The following is an 18,019-nucleotide window of genomic DNA, read 5'->3' as shown; positions in this document are numbered from 1 at the left end:
CAACATTCAAATACATGAAAAAGAGCATATTATTCACATTTGTGCTTTGTCTCCTGTCACAATGGAGTGTAGCGCAAGCCCCCAAATGGGTAGAGAAGGCGAAACGATCGGTGTTTTCCATCGTTACGTATGATAAAGACGACAAAATTCAGAATACCGGCAACGGATTTTTTGTGACCGAAGACGGAGTGGCTCTGTCTGACTATTCTTTGTTTAAAGGAGCTCAGCGTGCTGTTATCATTAATTCCGAAGGAGAGAAAATGCCGGTTGAATGTATTCTGGGAGCCAATGATATGTATGATATCATAAAGTTCCGTGTCGGCATTACAGTAAAGAAGGTACCGGCATTACAGGTGTCCACTGTAGCTCCGGCTGTAGGTGCCGAAGTCTATCTGTTACCTTATTCCACTCAGAAAGGTGGAAACGTGACCAGTGGCAAAGTGAAAAAGGTGGATAATATCGGTGGTGATAAATATCATTATTATACACTGGATATGGTATTGAAAGATAAGATGGTAAGTTGTCCGGTAACGACAGCGGACGGTAAAGTGTTCGGAGTGGCACAAAAAGCTTCCGGACAGGATACTACCTCTATTAGTTATGCAGCAGGTGCAGCTTTTGCCATGTCACAGAATATCAATGCTCTTGCACTGAGCGATGCCGCACTGAATGCAATCGGTATAAAGAAAGGCTTACCTGAAGATGAAGATCAGGCTTTGGTTTACCTGTTTATCGCTTCTACGCAAACTACTCCTGAGGCTTATGCCGTTGCCCTTGATGATTTTATCAAAACTTTCCCGAACAGTGCGGATGGCTATCTTCGCCGTGCAGGGAACTATGTGTTTGCAGGTAAGGATATGGACAAAGCGGCTGCCGATTTGGAGCATGCCCTGAAGGTTGCACAGAAAAAGGATGATGTTTATTATAACATAGCCAAGTTGATATACAACTACCAATTGAGTAAACCTGAAACCACTTATAAGGATTGGACATATGATAAGGCTCTGGCGGATGTGCGCAGCGCGATAGCTGTTCAGGATTTACCTGTATACCGTCAACTTGAAGGAGATATTCTTTTTGCCAAGCAGGATTATGCCGGTGCATTTACCAGCTATGACAAAGTGAACGGAACCGAATTGGCATCTCCGGCTTCCTTCTTCAGTGCTGCCAAGGCAAAGGAATTGAGTAAAGCTGCTCCCGAAGAGGTCGTTGCTTTGCTGGATAGTTGTATTGCCCATTGTCCGACGCCCATTACAGCAGATTTGGCTCCCTATCTGTTGGAACGTGCCCAGATGTATATGAATGTAGAAAAGTATCGTCCGGCGCTGGCCGATTATGATGCATATTTCAATGCAGTGAATGGCAGCGTTAACGATTTGTTTTATTATTATCGGGAACAGGCTGCCTTCAAAGCCAAACAATTCCAGCGTGCTTTGGATGATATCACAAAGGCAATCGAGCTGAATCCGGAAGATCTCACTTATCGGGCAGAGTTGGCAGTGGTCAACCTGCGTGTGGGACGCTATGCGGAGGCCGAGCAAGTATTGAAAGATGCATTGACTGTTGATCCGAAATATGCCGAAGCATATCGTTTGTTAGGAATTTGCCAGATTCAGTTGAAGCAAGAAAAAGAGGCTTGTGCAAGTTTTGCCAAAGCAAAAGAACTTGGCGATCCTAATGTGGATGAACTGATTAAGAAGCATTGTAAATAAAGTGCCGGAAATATAAAAGAGAAGAGGTTATCGTCATTGCGATAACCTCTTTCTTTATGGGGGAGATCCATTTCTAACATCTCCATTTTGTTAAAGTTTAGGTCTTATTCGGTTAAAGTTATTCTGATTCTTTTGTGTATTCATATATATAAATACGTTTGTTTGCCAAATACTGCATAGCTCTTATATTTTTTTCTTATCTTTGTTTTCATAAGAACTTTCCTGATAGGAGTTTTTTATCATCCTCAGGATATCAACTTTACCATAAATGTCAATCATTAATAAACCAAGTAAAATGAAAAAAGTAATTTGCAGTGATAAGGCACCGGGAGCTATCGGTCCTTACAGTCAAGCTATTGAAGCGAATGGAATGGTATTTGTTTCCGGTCAGCTTCCTATCGATGCAGCTACGGGGCTGATGCCCGACGGTGTGGAAGCACAAGCCCGCCAGTCTCTTGAAAACATAAAACATATCCTTGAGGCTGCCGGTCTGACCATGTCAGATATTGTAAAAACGACAGTTTTCCTCCAGGATATGTCTTTGTTTGCCGGAATGAATGGGGTATATGCAACTTATTTTGAAGGCGCATTTCCCGCCCGTTCGGCTGTTGCCGTGAAAGCCTTGCCTAAAGATGCTTTAGTCGAGATCGAGTGTATCGCGGCACGATAATAAGTCGGCTACAATAAAGCTACTGCCTCCTACGAAGATCAAGTCTTCCGGGAGGCTTTTTTCTTGTGCGGCCTTTACAGCCGATTGAACATCAGGATAAGTGTTGCCCTGCAGTCCGGCAGAGGCTCCGATTTGCTGTAACAGAGTCTCTGACAGAGCTCTTTTGACGCTCGCTTTGGTGAAATAGTAGACTGCATTTTTAGGCAGTAAGGCCAGCACTCCACTGACGTCTTTGTCGTTCACCATACCGATGACCATGTGGAGACGTTCATATTTCATTTGCTTTAGTTGCTCTACGATATAAGAGATACCTGCTACATTGTGTCCCGTGTCACAAATGATGGTGGGAGAGTTTCTCAATTTTTGCCAGCGTCCTTGTAGTCCGGTCATTTGGTCTACTTGCCGGAAACCGTTTCTTACGTCATTGTCACTGATCTTATAACCTGACTTCCTCAGGATGGGAAGAGCAGACAGAAGTGTATTTGTGTTTTTTAGTTGATATGAACCTCCCAATACTCCTTCCAGTTCGGGATATGTCTCGTTTTCGTAGATCCAGCCGGAAACAGCTTCTGCTTCTTCTGCTTGTACAGCACTGGAGTGTTTTTCCGGACATTCTGTCCATTTTCTGTTCGTACAGGTTTTGAATTTTGTTGCTCCTTTTAGTCTTTGTTCTTCTTCTGCGAAGATGATAGGAGCTTCCACTTCCTGAGCTTTCTGCAAAAATACGGGCTTAGTCTCTTCGGTTGTTTCACCAATGACAACCGGTACACCTTTTTTTATGATACCTGCTTTTTCTGTCGCTATTTTTGCCAGTGTATTGCCCAGAAACTGCATGTGGTCGAAACTGATATTGGTGATAATACTCAAATCCGGATGAATGATGTTGGTGCAATCCAGGCGTCCTCCCAGTCCAACTTCGATTACAGCTACGTCGATATGCCGGTCGGCAAAGTATCGGAATGCCATGGCTGTAGTCAACTCGAAGAACGAAGGATGCAATGGTTCAAAAAAAGAACGGTGGCTTTCCACAAAACGGATCACATATTCTTGTGAAATGGTCTCGCCATTGATGCGGATACGTTCGCGGAAGTCGACTAAATGGGGCGAAGTATAGAGCCCGACTTTATATCCGGCCGACTGCAAAATTGCTGCCAATGTGTGTGAGCAAGAGCCTTTTCCATTAGTCCCGGCGATGTGGATACTTTGAAACGTGGTGTGAGGATGTCCCAAATATTCGTCTAATGCATGGGTGTTTCCCAGTCCCTCTTTGTATGCACTGCTTCCTACCTGTTGGAACATGGGAACGCTGTTGTATAGGTAGTCTAAAGTTTCCTGATAATTCATGTTTTATAATATTTAACGGGCAACTTCTTTTGTTTGCCTTTTTATTTGTTATCTTAGTTGCAACAATTCAACACAGAGGTGTCGATTGTCTTTTTGATTGCAAATATCAACATTTAAATCTAAGAATCATGGGAACAAAGAAAAATTTTGTGCTCGACACGAATGTTATTCTCCACGACTACAATTGCCTGAAGAATTTTCAGGAGAATGATATTTATCTTCCGATTGTTGTTTTGGAAGAATTGGATAAATTCAAGAAAGGTAATGAACAAATCAATTACAATGCGCGTGAGTTTGTGCGCGAACTTGATTTAATAACCGACGATAGCCTGTTCACCCATGGCGCCCCTTTGGGCGAAGGACTGGGCAAGTTGTTTATTATAACAGGTGATTCGGAAGCTCCTAAAGTACATGAATCGTTTCCTGCCCGTAAACCGGATCATCAGATATTGGCTGTAGCCGAGTTTCTGGCGCGGAAATATCCGAAAATGAAAAATATCCTGGTGACTAAGGATGTCAACTTACGGATGAAAGCCCGTTCCATAGGGATACTTTGCGAGGACTATATCACCGATAAGGTCGTGAATGTCGATGTTTTCGAAAAATCGAACGAGGTATTCGAAAACATAGAACCGGAGTTGATCGACCGTATTTACTCGTCCAGAGAAGGGCTGGATATCAATGAATTTGATTTTAAGGACATTCTTCGTCCCAACGAATGTTTCATTCTTAAGAGTGATCGCAGCAGTGTGCTTGCCCGTTACAATCCCTTTACACACATGGTCTGCCGGGTAAATAAAACGAAAAATTATGGAATCGAACCGCGTAATGCGGAACAGAGTTTCGCTTTCGAAATTCTGAATGATCCCGATATAAAACTGGTGGCTTTGACAGGTAAGGCCGGAACCGGTAAAACATTGCTTGCCCTGGCCGCAGCTTTGGGAAAACTTACTGAATATAAACAAATTCTGCTGGCACGTCCTATTGTGGCCCTTTCCAATAAAGATTTGGGATTCCTTCCGGGAGATGCGACTGAAAAGGTAGCACCCTATATGCAACCCCTGTTCGATAACCTGAATGTAATAAAACGTCAGTTTGCCTCAAACTCTACCGAAGTGAAGCGGTTGGAAGATATGCAGAAGAGCGAGCAATTGGTGATCGAGGCTTTGGCATTTATTCGCGGACGAAGCCTTAGCGAAACCTACTGCATAATTGACGAAGCACAGAATCTGACCCCACACGAAATTAAAACTATTATCACCCGTGCCGGAGAGGGAACCAAGATGGTGTTTACCGGAGATATCCAACAGATTGACCAACCTTATCTGGACAGTCAGTCTAATGGTCTGGTGTATATGATCGATCGCATGAAAGATCAGAACCTGTTTGCACATGTCAATCTGGTGAAAGGTGAACGCAGCGAATTGAGTGAATTGGCAAGTAACTTAATGTAATATCCATATTTTAAAGGGACGGAAGAAGAGAATTCCGTCCCTTTTTTACACTATTATTCCACTTTTATTGTGTTAAAAACTTTATTTTGTCAAATAAAAACGCACGGGTTAGTGAAAATAGTGTATCTTTGCACCGCCTAAAACAAAAACTGTAAAACAAATGAAACAGAATTTTTTCCATCGGTATCTTTCCGCGAAGGTACTGCCCATTTGGACTATCCTATTGATTGACATATTTATTATTGTCGCATCCTGTTTGCTTGCCTATTCGCTTCGTTACGATTTTCGCAGCATTTTTCTGGATTCGTCTACGATAGATAAGACCATTCTTTGGACAGTAGTGGCTAATTTGATTTTCTTCCGGGTATTCCGTACCTATTCAAATGTACTTCGCTTTTCTTCGTTTGTGGACATTATGCGCATTTTTGTGTCGCTTACGGTCTCTTATGGGGTACTGATGATTCTGAGTGTTCTGCTGGACGCTTATCTGGGTGTCCGGATTGGTGCCATCAGCGTGCTGTTTATGGCGTACGTGATCAATTTTGCCATGATGGCTTGTTCGCGTATAGTAGTTAAGATGTTTTTTGAAGTGCTCAACTTCGATGGTAGTCATACCACTAACGTATTTATTTATGGTGCCAAAGAGGCCGGAGTGAACATAGCCAAGTCTCTGCGTGTAAATTTGCGTAATCATTATCGTCTTCGTGGTTTTATAGCCGACGAGCCGGAGTTGATTGGTAAAGTTATGATGGGAGCTAAGGTATTTCCAAACGACGAACTACTAATTGAAAACATGAACGACCGTGATGTGCATACCATCATCGTTTCTCCGGTTAAGATGGAGAAACTGAAAAAGTCCGACATGATTGATACGCTGCTCTCTAATAACGTGAAGTTGCTGACCGCTCCTCCTCTGAGCGAATGGGGCGGACAATCACTCAATAAAACCCAACTGAAGGAAATACAGATTGAAGATCTCTTGCAACGCGAACCTATCGAGGTAGATATTCATAAGATTGCTTCCCATTTGGAAGGTAAACGAGTGATGATTACCGGTGCTGCCGGTTCTATTGGTAGTGAGATTATGCGTCAGGTTGCATCTTTCAACCCATATAAGTTGATCCTGATTGATCAGGCTGAGACTCCGTTACATGACATTCGTCTGGAATTACAAGATCGTTGGCGTGATATCGATGCTGAGACGATTGTTGCTGATATATCGAACGCTACCCGCATGGAAGCTATTTTCCGTGAATACAAGCCTCAATACATATTTCATGCAGCCGCCTACAAGCATGTGCCGATGATGGAAGACAACGTGTCGGAGTCTATTCAGATTAATGTGTCGGGTACACGTACGCTTGCCGATCTTGCTGTTAAATTCGGTTCGGAGAAATTTGTGATGATTTCTACGGATAAGGCTGTCAATCCGACCAATGTAATGGGATGTTCAAAGCGTATCTGTGAAATCTATGTACAGTCATTAGCGAAAAAATTACAGAAGGAAGGCACTCGTTCGGTGCAGTTCATTACCACTCGTTTCGGTAATGTATTAGGCTCTAACGGTTCGGTTATTCCCCGTTTCCGCGATCAGATTCAGCGTGGAGGTCCTGTAACTGTTACTCACCCTGAGATTATCCGTTATTTCATGACTATACCCGAAGCTTGTCGTCTGGTATTGGAAGCCGGTAGTATGGGTAATGGCGGAGAAATCTACATCTTCGATATGGGTAAACCCGTGAAGATTGTCGATCTGGCTAAGCGAATGATCAGCCTTTCGGGACGTACGGACGTGAAGATTGAATTTACCGGTTTGCGCCATGGTGAGAAGCTGTACGAAGAGTTGCTCAACGTGAAAGAGCTGACCAAGCCCACTTACCACGAAAAGATTATGATTGCCACTGTGCGTGAGTATGATTATGACGAAGTGAAAGAGAGAATCCAGAAATTAATCGATGTAAGTTACACCTATGATCAGATGAAGATCGTAGCTGCCATGAAAGATATTGTTCCGGAGTTTGTGAGTAAAAACTCTTGTTTTGAGGCATTGGATAAGAAAGACTAATCATCAGAACCTGCCGGAATATCTTGATCTTAATTATATAATCAGAAGCTATAGGTTTAACTATAACTTCTGATTTTTTTATGTATTAATACCTTCTGCTATTTCGCAAATTTGTTAAACATATCTTTTACTTTGCCTGTTTCAGGCATATTCAATAAATAGAACTTTTCACAGGTACTTGCTCCGTATTGGCAGTTTACTGTACCGAAATCTTCTTCTTTACCCGACCGGTTATTTCCGTCCATGCGGAGGAATACATTCGGGAAGGCAACTGATTCAATGGTATATGAACCGTCGTTCTGTTCGTGCAGCTTGAAGTGTTCCCAGTCACTCGCTCCAAACTGACAGTTTACATGTCCTGCACCCGATCCTGCAAAGCCACGAATGCCACTTCCGTCCATGCGGAGAAATACCCCGGGATACTTTACTGATTCAATGGTAAACGTACCATTTTTCTGTTCTTGTACTTTAAATGCTCCGGTAGGAGACATATTTTTCTGGCAACTTACTTTTCCTGCACCTGCACCATTGGCTTGGGTAATTCCATTTCCATCCATCCGAAGGAATACATCTTTGAAAGCTACTGATTGAATCAGCAGCGGTTTCGAGAAATTTACTTTAATCATAATTCTTCTTGAGAAATATTTTATTCTCCTGTATTGAAGAGAACTTTCTTCCTACTCTATTTCCGGCTTTTCGGTTCCGCCCGTTTTTATTTATTCTTTGTAAGCTTACGACAGCAAAAGTGAAAAGAAAAGCCCTATCCTGAAAATATAAATTCCGAATAAGCTATAGTTCCTTTTAAAAGGAGGGATCGGTCTTTTGATTGCTTTCCTTGAGGGACAAGGACATGCGGCCCTGTATGCTTATAAGACAATAGCGTTCATTCGGAAAAACATTCTTCCGGTTTAAAATATAAAATTGTAACCGGGTCGGGCACTCTCTATTTTTGCCGTCATAAAAGTCTGAATAGAAAATTGAAATTTATAAATAATCACAGATATGGCTGCAAAAATATTAAGTGTAGATGATGAATTCGATTTAGAGGTATTGCTTACCCAGTACTTCAGGCGACAGATACGAAAAGGTGAATACGAGTTTGCCTTTGCCCATAATGGGTTGGAGGCTTTACAGAAACTTCTGGAAACTCCTGATTTCGATATTATCCTGAGTGATATTAATATGCCCGAGATGGATGGATTGACCTTGCTGGCCAAGATCAATGAATTGAAAAATCCGGCGATGAAATGTATTATGGTCTCTGCTTATGGAGATATGGACAACATACGTTCTGCCATGAATAAAGGGGCATTCGACTTTGCTACCAAGCCGATAGATCTGGAAGACTTGTCGCGGACTATTGAAAAAGCAATCGAACAAGTCCGTTATATCCGGGAGTCACAGCAGGAACACAATCAACTGGAGTCTATCAAGAATGACCTGGCCATTGCAGGAGAAATCCAGCAAACCATTCTTCCCCGTTCTTTTCCGCCTTTTCCTGAATTGGCGGGAATGGTCGATATCTATGCCTCCATGACCCCGGCCAAAGATGTAGGTGGTGACTTTTACGACTTTTTCCAGATTGACGACGAGCGCATAGGTCTGGTGATTGCCGACGTATCCGGGAAAGGTGTACCCGCATCCTTGTTCATGGCCGTTAGCCGGACACTGCTTCGGGCAACCGCTCTCCGGGGAGTATCATCGGCTGAATGTCTCACTTATGCCAACAAGCTGCTGTGCAAAGAAAGTATGGACTCTATGTTTGTGACGGTTTTTTATGGGATCTATAACTGTAGGACCGGTGTAATGGATTATACCAATGCCGGACATAACCCTCCATCTATTCTTCGGAGAAACCGATCGGCAGCGTACTTGCCCGTCGCTTCCAATTTTGTGGTCGGAGTGTTCGATGACATTGAATTTGAAAGTAATACATTGGAGTTTGGAGTCGGAGATACTCTACTTCTGTATACCGATGGGGTAACGGAAGCCTTTAATGATAAACGCGAACAATTTTCGGAAGGCAAACTGCAGGAAGTTCTGGGTGCTTTGCAAGAAGATACTTCAGCGAAAGAGGTAGTTACGCAGGTGCTCCACTCTGTCAGGGCTTTCTCCGGAGATTATCCTCAGTCCGATGATATCACTTTACTGTCTCTTCAACGAATCAGATAATACTAAAAAATAAGAAAACTATGGAAAAGTATGAAATCCATCCAGTTGGTGCCGTTTTGGATTCAAATACAAGCGCTGACGAACAAACTAAAATTGTAGCTCTTATTGAGCAAGGGCATTCTGTGGCGTTGGACCTCAGCAATTGTTCCTACGTATCCAGTGCCGGATTACGCGTTATGCTCTACGCCTTTAAACTGGCAAAGGCTAAAGGCAGGAATGTATGTCTTGTCGGTGTGTCGCAAGAGATTAAGGACGTAATGCACATGACCGGATTCGATAAGTTTTTTCGTTTCTATCAGACCCTTGACGAATTATCACAATCTTAAAAAATACCTGAGCAATGACGTTACTTCAGTTTCGCCCTGTCGTCGGGAGGTTGGATGAAATTCTCGATATGCTGATGCATAGCCGTGAAGTTACTTCACATCCCTCCCTGTCTTATGCCCTCCGTTTGGTAAGTGAGGAGATAATAGTCAATATTATCAATTATGCTTATCCGCAGGAAACGGACGGTTACCTGACTCTGTGTTTATGGGATGAAGGTGGAGAGATTGTCCTGGAATTCATAGATGGAGGTGTTCCGTTCAATCCTCTGGCTAAAGCCGATCCGGACATTTCATTACCGCCGGAACAGCGTGAGATAGGGGGATTGGGGATTTTTCTGGTACGTGAAATGATGGATGATGTGGCGTATGCCTACGTCAATAAAGAGAATCGGTTAACCATTAAAAAGAAGTATCCACAATCGGAAGATGAACCTGTATGATGATCAAGTTAAGCCAAAATATAATCCGTTGGATCATAGCAGTCCCTTGTGTACTGTTAACCGTTTGTCTGGTTTTATACCGGGCCTATCGTCATTCGGAATTGGAGAGAGACCGTCTGACTTTGTCTTTGGAGGAGTTTCAGGACAAAGAAAGGCAGTCGGTTCTTATCCAACGTGTCAGTCAGCAAATGGAGGAGATTGCCTATCAGCAAAAAGACATTTCCGAAAAGAGAAGGCAGGAAGCTGTCGCGCAGACTCGGAAAGCTAATCAAATGCAGCAGCAGGCGGAAATAGCTCGTGAAAAGGCATTTACTGCACAATGGGAGGCTGAGAAAGCCTATCGGTTGGCGGATGAACAGAAGAATCTGGCAATGGAACGACAACTACAGGCTGAACAATCGAAGAGAGTGGCCGATACGTTGGCTTTTCTGGCCTTGGGACGTTCATTGGGTACGCTTTCTGTCACCCAATACCGGTCCGGCAACATGGAACTGGCCTCGTTGCTGGCATATACTTCCTGGCAGTTCACAAAACACTATGATGGTGATGTGTATCATCCGGCTGTCTTCAACGCTTTGTCCTTATCTTGCAGGCAAGATCAACTTTGGTTTAGACACAAGGGGGCTATCACCGGCATCAGGTTGTTGCACGAAACAATTGGAAACCCGCAGACTTGCCGGGATTCTCTGCCGGGATTGGTCACTGTCAGTAAGTACGGTGAAATGATATGTTGGAAGTCGGGAGATGGACAAACGTACACATCCGGATTTCTGTTGAGTGATTCCCGTTATGATTTTCGGGATGTGCTGATCCATTCGGATTCTCTGGTGTATGCCCTGTCCTATGACGGATGCCTCGTCTCCGTGAATTCTGCCGGTATGGCTGCTTACCTTTTGCCTGAAGGTAAATACCGGCAATTGATTCCGGCTGCTTCCGACCGGCTTTTAGCTATTTCTGCAACGGGTATTTATGCTTTTGACTGTATCAGCCATCAGATACAGCTTTGTTTTCAGCCGGAGTATCCGGTCACTTGTGTCGGGAAGTCAGGAGATAACCTCTATGTCTTTTTAAAGAATGGAACAGTAGCCTTGCTTTCATCTGCCGGTCAATTTGTCCGGTTTATAGAGGGGTGGTCGCAAGGGGGGAGGGTTACCTCTTTTTGCTCTCTTTCTGATGAAAGGTATGCCGTGGGGTGTAGGGAAGGAACCATTTTAATATGTGACAAAGATGGGAATGTCCAGCAAAAGCTGATCGGACACCAGGCTGCCGTCACCGCCATTTTCCGGAAAGGGAATAAACTGTTTTCAAGCAGTTATGACTGTACGCTTCGTTTATGGGATCTTCATAAAGGGAAGACGGAATCTGCTGTAATTATGACAAGCAGTGGATGGATTCACACTTTCTGCCTTCATCCGGATGGTACATCCATTTTTATGGGAGACGAACAGGGCCGGTTATACCGGATACCCGTTTCGCCCGATCATATGGCTACTGTTGTCCGTCAGGGATTGCGACGCGACTTCACACAGGAAGAATGGGAGTACTATGTCGGTAAGCAAATACCATTTGAATCTTATTATTTAAAAACGTACCAGCCATGAAAAAGATACTCTTATTGATGTTGTGTCTTTGCCCGACATGTGCGGATTCACAAGAAGGAGTTCCATTCTTTGTGAACTATCCGTCTTCTGTGTATCAGGCGCACAATCGTAATTTCGACGTTGTGTGTGACAGCTGCGGGAATGTTTATTTTGCCAATTTCGAGGGTATTCTTCATTATGATTACAATCGTTGGGAAACAATCTATACGCCCGGATTTTCCCGTGTCACCCGTCTGTTCCGCGATTCGGGGGATAGGATATGGGCAGGAGGATACAATGTATTCGGAAGGATAGAGCGTGATGAACGCGGATGTGTCGTGTTGAGAACCATTGTGTCCGATCTGGACCCTTCTTCTTTCGGTGAATTGGATGATATGGCGGAAGTTGACGGACTTATTTACCTGAAAACGACATCGGGCCGATGCTATACGGTTCAGGAAGATACCCTCCTGTTTCCCACACAGATACTTCCGGTTCAGTTGCAGGAGAAGTGGCAGAAGCAAACGACATTGGAGGACATCGGCCGTGGATTGTCGGTGAACGACAGTGAAGGGAAAGAACTACTTTCTATAACCGAGAATAACGGTCTGTGCAGCAATTCCGTATCTTCTGTTGCCACCGATGGGCGGGGGAACCTTTGGGGGGCCACTGATAATGGGGTATTTCATGTATTCACTCCTTCTTTTTTCAGCCGCTTTACTTCCTATGAAGGTTTGAAAGGAGAGGTCGTGTCAGTCATCCACTACAAGGGGATGCTGTATGCCGGCACCTTACAGGGGTTATATGTATGGAGGCACAATGTCTTTGTACCTGTCAGGGGGATTACGCAAGCTTGTTGGCAACTTGTGCTTTCTCCGGAAGGAGAGTTATATGCGGCTACCAGTGATGGGATATATGTTGTCGGGGATTATGACCGTTTGAGAAAACTTACAGAGGTTGCAGCCTATTCGTTGGCATTCGCGGATGGCACCGATATTTTAATGGGAGCTATGGACGGGATTTATCGGTATTCTACCCGGACAAGGAAGGTCGGGAGAGTTTCCGGAATTGAGAAGGTGGTACATTTGGAAGTGAAAAAAGATCATTCTGTATGGGCAAAAACCATGTATGGAGAAATCTATCTGCAGAAAGGAGATGGAACTTCTTTCGTCCTTCAGCCAAGGGGAAACGAAGAAGTGATGACCGGATATACGGACAGCCGCGGATACAATTGGCAAACGAATCTGAAGGGTAAAGAGTTGCAAGTGACGCATCCGCAGGACAATACCGGGAAATTAAACCAATGCCTGCATGCAATTCGAAACTATGTTGTGCGGGTAATTTATATAGAAGAAAGGAATGCAGCCTGGTTTGGGGGGGATTTTGGTTTGATCCGGATGGATCTTGGCAAAGCACAGGCGTTTACTCCGTTTGTTCCTCGTATTTATCTTCGTGAGGTTTGTCTGAACCGCGATTCCATATACCGGGGAGGGGATTTACCGATAAATCCGGAGGCAGCAAACCAACGTATCGACGATATATCCCGTTTTGGAGATGATGTCCGCGCCATTCGTTTCTCGTTTGCCACGGATGCGGCCTGTTTCACGGGCTCCAATGAATATAGATCCCGTCTGGTCGGTTACGATCCGGAATGGAGTTCGTGGGATTACCGGACAGAGAAGGAATATGCCAATCTTCCTTCGGGTACATATACATTTTGCGTGCAGGCACGTGATATTTACGGTACGATAAGCGAAATAAAACAATTCCGTTTTTCGCTGTCACCTCCTTTTTACTTACAGTGGTATAGCCTCGTTTTGTATGCCGTCACTTTGGGAGGGATACTGTTCCTGCTGTTTAAATGGCGGATGCACAACTTGCTGAAAGAGAAGGAAAGGTTAGAGAATCTTGTAGGCCAACGTACCGGACAGTTGGTGCGGCAAAAAAATGAAATAGAGGAAAAGTCCCTGAAGCTGGAAGAGGCATTGAAAGAGCTGAGGCAGGCACAAGATGATCTGGTGCGACAAGAGAAAATGGCCACTGTCGGTAAACTGACACAAGGGCTGATCGACCGTATCCTGAATCCGTTGAATTACATTAATAATTTTTCTCACCTGACTTCGGGGTTATTGCAGGATTTATATCAGAACCTGGAAAGTGCACAAAAGCTTTTGGATGAAGACACTTATCTGGATTCGGTAGATGTCATAGCCATGATGAAAGATAACCTGGCAAAAATAGAAGAACACGGAAGCAATACTACTCGTGTGCTGAAGGCTATGGAGGAGGTTTTGAAAGACCGTAACAAGCAACTGGAGAAGATAGAATTGACGGGTTTGTGCCGGAAAGACATGGAACTGCTGGAGAGTTATTACCGGAAGGAGATCAGTGATATGCACATTTCAGTCCGGACTTCTCTTCCCGATACACCATTGTTCATTAACGGAAATGCCGAGCAACTGGGGAAAACCATTATGAGTCTTCTTAACAACGGCATGTATGCCATAATCAAGAAGTATGGCAAGAATATATATCCGGCTGAGATTGGTCTGTCATTGGAAAGCCGAAACGGACAGGCAGTCATCTGCTTATACGACAATGGGGTGGGCATTGAACAAAGTATTCTTGAGAAAATCTTCGATCCGTTCTTTACAACGAAGACAACCGGTGAGGCGGCAGGTATCGGATTGTATCTGAGCAAGGAAATCATACTCAATCATCGTGGAAAGATAGCAGTACGCTCAGAGAAAGATGAATATACGGAGTTTGCCATTACTTTGCCTCTATGGGAGGACGGGACAGGATGATCTGTACCTTCCGGACGGAACGTCCGTTCATCCTGCTTTTTACAAGCATAGGTAAATGCTTTTACATACCGGCGTAAAGGCATTTACCTGCCGACGTAAAAGCATTTACATGCCGGCATAAAAGCATTTACCTGCCGGTGTAATAAGTCGGTAAATGCACTGTTTTGATTAACAGCGTAGTATCCCGTCAGATTATATAAGCTAATAATGATATAGTACTTAAAAAGATTGATTATGGAAAGAAACATTTCACAAGAAAAACGAATTGAAGAGCTGGAAGCACGGCTCAGAGAACAGGAAAAGTTGGGGTCATTGGGATTGTTGAGTGCCGGTATAGCCCACGAAATACAGAACCCACTGAACTTTGTCATTAATTTCAGTAAATTGTCCGGGCAGTTGTTGTCCGATCTGGATACCATTGTTGATGAAACCGGGAACCGTATTCCGGAAGAATCGCTGGAAGATATTAAAGATATACTTTCCGGATTACGTGAGAACATGGACAAGATCAGAGAACATGGTGACCGGGCTATTAGTATTATCCGTGGCATTCTACTCTATTCCAGGGGTAAGGATGATGAGTTTATGCCTTCACAGATACAGAAGTTGACCAAAGAATATGTGTGGCTGGCTTATCATGCAATGCGTGCCAACTACAAGAATTTTAATATTGCCATTCATGAAGACTATGCCAAAGACATTCCTCCGGTCCGGCTGATTCCGCAGGATTTCAGCAGGGCAGTGCTGAATGTGATGAACAACGCCTGCTATGCGGTATGGAGAAAATGGCAGGATACTCCCGAAGGATATTCTCCTGAGATAACGGTGAGTCTGGAAAAGCTGGATAAAAGAATCGTGCTTACCATCCGTGATAATGGAGAAGGTATGAGTCCGGAAGTCAAGCAAAGATTGTTCGACTCTTTTTTTACGACTAAACCGGTCGGGCAGGGGACAGGGCTCGGAATGTCGATCGTCCGCGATATTATAGAAAACAAACATCACGGAAAGGTGCTGTTTGATTCGGTTCAACATGAATATACTTGTTTTCGTTTTATCATCCCGGTCACATGAAACGCTACCTGTTGTTATATATCTTCTCCTGTTTTTTTGCCGTGCAACTGACAGCACAATCGGCAGACAGTGTCCGAAATTCATTTGTAAGGGCAGAAGCGCTTTATAAAACTGGAGATATTGATCAAGCCTGCCGTATATTGGAGGAGAATCTGCCGTCTTTTCGGGGGACGATGCGCACCGAGGCATGCCGCCTGACTGCTTTATGTCTTCTGGCTTTGGACCGTTTTGCAGAAGCGGAACAATATGTTTCATTGTTGTTGAAGGACGAACCCTACTATTATATCTCGTTACAGGATCCGGAACGTTTTGCGGACATGGTCAGGAAGCACAGGGAGACTAAAGTAACCTTGGTCACGGCTTCGCAACAGGTGGAGACTCCGGAAGAAGCTCCTGTACCTGTCACTCTGATTACAGAGGAGATGATTCGGGCTATTCATGCCCGATGCCTGCGTGACGTATTGATTGCTTATGTTCCCGGCATATCCGGTTTGTCTTCCAATGAAGAGATGAATCTGGCTATGAGGGGAGTCTATTCGTCCGGACAGGAAAACATACTGGTTATGCAGGATGGGCAGCGCCTGAACAGTTACATCACGAATGCTGTTTCGCCGGATTATGGCATTAGCCTGGCTAAAGTCAAACAGATAGAAGTGCTTCGCGGACCGGCTTCTTCGCTTTACGGTAGCGTGGCGCTGACAGCCGTGATTAACATTGTCACTAAGGACGGGGTGGACATTCGTAATGGTGCCGTATCTGTCGGTGCCGGAGACCGGGGGCAGCTGGCTGCTGACTTGTTATTGGGCAAACACGACATGAACATGGATTTTATGGCATGGTTTTCCTTGTATCGTGCAACGGGAGAGCCGGTTTTTGTCCCTGCCGGCAAACAATATGCCCTTTATCCGAGAGACGGATTTATTTATCTGGACGGTTATTCCGAACTGCCCGCTCTGGATGGCGGCATTAAACTGCAACGGGGAAACTTACTTTTCAGTTTTAGTATGAACTATGCTAAAAAAAGGCAGCCTTATAGCATGTGGCTTTTTGCTTCACCCTACTCTTATAAGAAGTTCCGCACTTTTGATGGTGCCGGTCCGGGATATTCCAGATGGTCGGCCAGAGAGCAGGCGGTTTACAGTCGTACGTGGCAAAATGTGAGTTTCAGTACGACGTTCTACACCGACTGGAACAAAAATGTACGTTATGAAACCGCAGGAGATACATTGCAGGATTACCCTATTTACCTCAATCCCAATGACAGCACCAAACTCATTTTTCCGGATCGTGGAGTTTTTCAATACATCCGCTGGATGGACTTCAATGTTGGCTTTAACACTCGTGTGAGCTATACTTACGATTGGGGAAGATACGGAAAAGGTAATATGCTTGGCGGCGTGGAGTGGAATCGGTATGCACTTTATGATTCTGAATACCTGGAAGGTATGAATTTCAGAGAAATAGTCAGGACATGGACCGACAAGCGGCTTTACACCGGTCACGAAATGAACGCAAACGTATTTCTTCAATTCAAACATAATCTGCATAAAAACTGGATTGTAAATGCCGGAATCAGATACGACTATAAGAAACGGAGAAATAACCGGATAATGCAGGCCTTTTCTCCCCGTGTATCGCTTATTTATCTTCGGGACGGACTGAATCTGAAAGCCAGTTATTCCAGGTCGTTTGTCGATGCACCCTATTATTACAGAAACAACGATATGGATACTTACTCCGGTGGCGAGAATCTGCAGGCTGAATATCTGAGTTCGTACCAGTTGACTTGTGCCTATCATTATCGCCCCTTTCATATAGATGTTGAATGCAACCTTTTCTACAACCGGGCTTCCCATTTTCTGTTTACCCAACCGGAAACCCGTATTTACGAAAATGCCGGTCTGCTGGATATGGGAGGTATCGAGGTAACCACGCGTTACCGGGCAAACCGATTAAATCTGGATGCAAACTTGTGCTATCAGAGAGTATTGGGTTATACCAATTTCTTTGTTACCGACGGGTCGGTTAACAATGTGCCGGATTTTTCCGTGAACCTTGTAGCCGGCTATTTCCTGGTAAAGAAGAAAATATGGAACTGGTCTGCCCATGTAAAAATGAATTGTAATAGCCGTTGCTATACACAGGTCAGCGTATTGGAAAACGGACTCAACGGAGATGCCACCAATTATACTGTCCGCCTGCCGGGCTATACTGTTTTCTCTTTCACTACCAGATGCAGGTACAAACAGATAGAAGGCAGTCTGGGAGTTGAAAATCTCTTTAATAACCGATATGAATGCGGAGGAGCAAATATCCCCATCCGGCAGAAAGGACGGTGGATTTCCGGTAGTATATTGTATAATTTCTAAATCAAAAAA

The 18,019-nt window shown here is 44.2% G+C and carries 13 protein-coding genes; 11 read left to right on the top strand and 2 right to left on the bottom strand.

Annotated elements, in window-relative coordinates; translation table 11 throughout:
- The first annotated feature begins 14 nt into the window (after positions 1 to 14).
- A complete protein-coding gene (locus tag G7Y45_RS15840) occupies positions 15 to 1,712 on the top strand; it encodes a serine protease (protein ID WP_122200455.1) in 1,698 nt (565 codons plus the stop codon).
- Between the two features lie 295 nt (positions 1,713 to 2,007).
- The gene (locus G7Y45_RS15835) at positions 2,008 to 2,382 is read left to right on the top strand and encodes a RidA family protein (protein ID WP_005806951.1); all 375 of its coding nucleotides are present in this window, start codon (positions 2,008 to 2,010) and stop codon (positions 2,380 to 2,382) included.
- On the opposite strand, the gene G7Y45_RS15830 is transcribed toward G7Y45_RS15835, so the two are convergent.
- Positions 2,350 to 3,726, bottom strand: coding sequence for a folylpolyglutamate synthase/dihydrofolate synthase family protein (locus G7Y45_RS15830; RefSeq protein WP_165015926.1), 1,377 nt, complete (start codon positions 3,724 to 3,726; stop codon positions 2,350 to 2,352). The two genes, G7Y45_RS15835 and G7Y45_RS15830, sit on opposite strands and share 33 nt — an antisense overlap.
- Before the next feature lie 128 nt (positions 3,727 to 3,854).
- Here G7Y45_RS15830 and G7Y45_RS15825 point away from each other — a divergent pair, with 128 nt between their 5' ends.
- Together G7Y45_RS15825 and G7Y45_RS15820 are read left to right on the top strand one after the other, a co-directional pair.
- Positions 3,855 to 5,180 (top strand): PhoH family protein, encoded by a 1,326-nt coding sequence (locus G7Y45_RS15825; protein WP_022011885.1) that lies wholly within the window; start codon positions 3,855 to 3,857, stop codon positions 5,178 to 5,180.
- 160 nt (positions 5,181 to 5,340) lie between these two features.
- Entirely contained in the window at positions 5,341 to 7,245 is a 1,905-nt protein-coding gene (locus G7Y45_RS15820) for a nucleoside-diphosphate sugar epimerase/dehydratase (protein WP_005806946.1), read from the top strand.
- 98 nt (positions 7,246 to 7,343) lie between these two features.
- On the opposite strand, the gene G7Y45_RS15815 is transcribed toward G7Y45_RS15820, so the two are convergent.
- Positions 7,344 to 7,871 (bottom strand): hypothetical protein, encoded by a 528-nt coding sequence (locus tag G7Y45_RS15815; RefSeq protein WP_005806944.1) that lies wholly within the window; start codon positions 7,869 to 7,871, stop codon positions 7,344 to 7,346.
- 376 nt (positions 7,872 to 8,247) lie between these two features.
- Here G7Y45_RS15815 and G7Y45_RS15810 point away from each other — a divergent pair, with 376 nt between their 5' ends.
- The 7 genes from G7Y45_RS15810 to G7Y45_RS15780 all read left to right on the top strand — a co-directional run bounded on the left by G7Y45_RS15810 (position 8,248) and on the right by G7Y45_RS15780 (position 18,010).
- Entirely contained in the window at positions 8,248 to 9,417 is a 1,170-nt protein-coding gene (locus tag G7Y45_RS15810) for a PP2C family protein-serine/threonine phosphatase (protein WP_165015928.1), read from the top strand.
- Positions 9,418 to 9,437: 20 nt separating this feature from the next.
- Positions 9,438 to 9,743 (top strand): STAS domain-containing protein, encoded by a 306-nt coding sequence (locus G7Y45_RS15805; RefSeq protein ID WP_005779990.1) that lies wholly within the window; start codon positions 9,438 to 9,440, stop codon positions 9,741 to 9,743.
- 14 nt (positions 9,744 to 9,757) lie between these two features.
- Positions 9,758 to 10,183, top strand: coding sequence for an ATP-binding protein (locus G7Y45_RS15800; protein WP_005779989.1), 426 nt, complete (start codon positions 9,758 to 9,760; stop codon positions 10,181 to 10,183).
- Positions 10,183 to 11,784, top strand: coding sequence for a WD40 repeat domain-containing protein (locus G7Y45_RS15795; protein WP_032541049.1), 1,602 nt, complete (start codon positions 10,183 to 10,185; stop codon positions 11,782 to 11,784). The genes G7Y45_RS15800 and G7Y45_RS15795 overlap by 1 nt, the downstream gene beginning before the upstream one ends.
- On the top strand, positions 11,781 to 14,570 hold the full coding sequence (locus G7Y45_RS15790) for a sensor histidine kinase (RefSeq protein WP_165015931.1): 2,790 nt from the start codon (positions 11,781 to 11,783) through the stop codon (positions 14,568 to 14,570). The genes G7Y45_RS15795 and G7Y45_RS15790 overlap by 4 nt, the downstream gene beginning before the upstream one ends.
- A 234-nt stretch (positions 14,571 to 14,804) precedes the next feature.
- Positions 14,805 to 15,641: a sensor histidine kinase gene (locus G7Y45_RS15785; RefSeq protein ID WP_022011880.1), complete on the top strand. Its 837-nt coding sequence runs from the start codon at positions 14,805 to 14,807 to the stop codon at positions 15,639 to 15,641.
- Complete coding sequence (locus tag G7Y45_RS15780) at positions 15,638 to 18,010, top strand: TonB-dependent receptor plug domain-containing protein (protein WP_165015934.1); 2,373 nt, start codon at positions 15,638 to 15,640, stop codon at positions 18,008 to 18,010. The genes G7Y45_RS15785 and G7Y45_RS15780 overlap by 4 nt, the downstream gene beginning before the upstream one ends.
- The last annotated feature ends 9 nt before the right edge of the window (positions 18,011 to 18,019 follow it).

It is taken from the genome of Bacteroides sp. ZJ-18, from assembly GCF_011038705.2.
In the GTDB taxonomy this organism is placed as follows: Bacteria; Bacteroidota; Bacteroidia; order Bacteroidales; family Bacteroidaceae; genus Bacteroides; species Bacteroides hominis.
The sequence above is the reverse complement of the archived record's forward strand: the minus strand, read 5'-3'. Positions and strand labels throughout refer to the sequence as shown.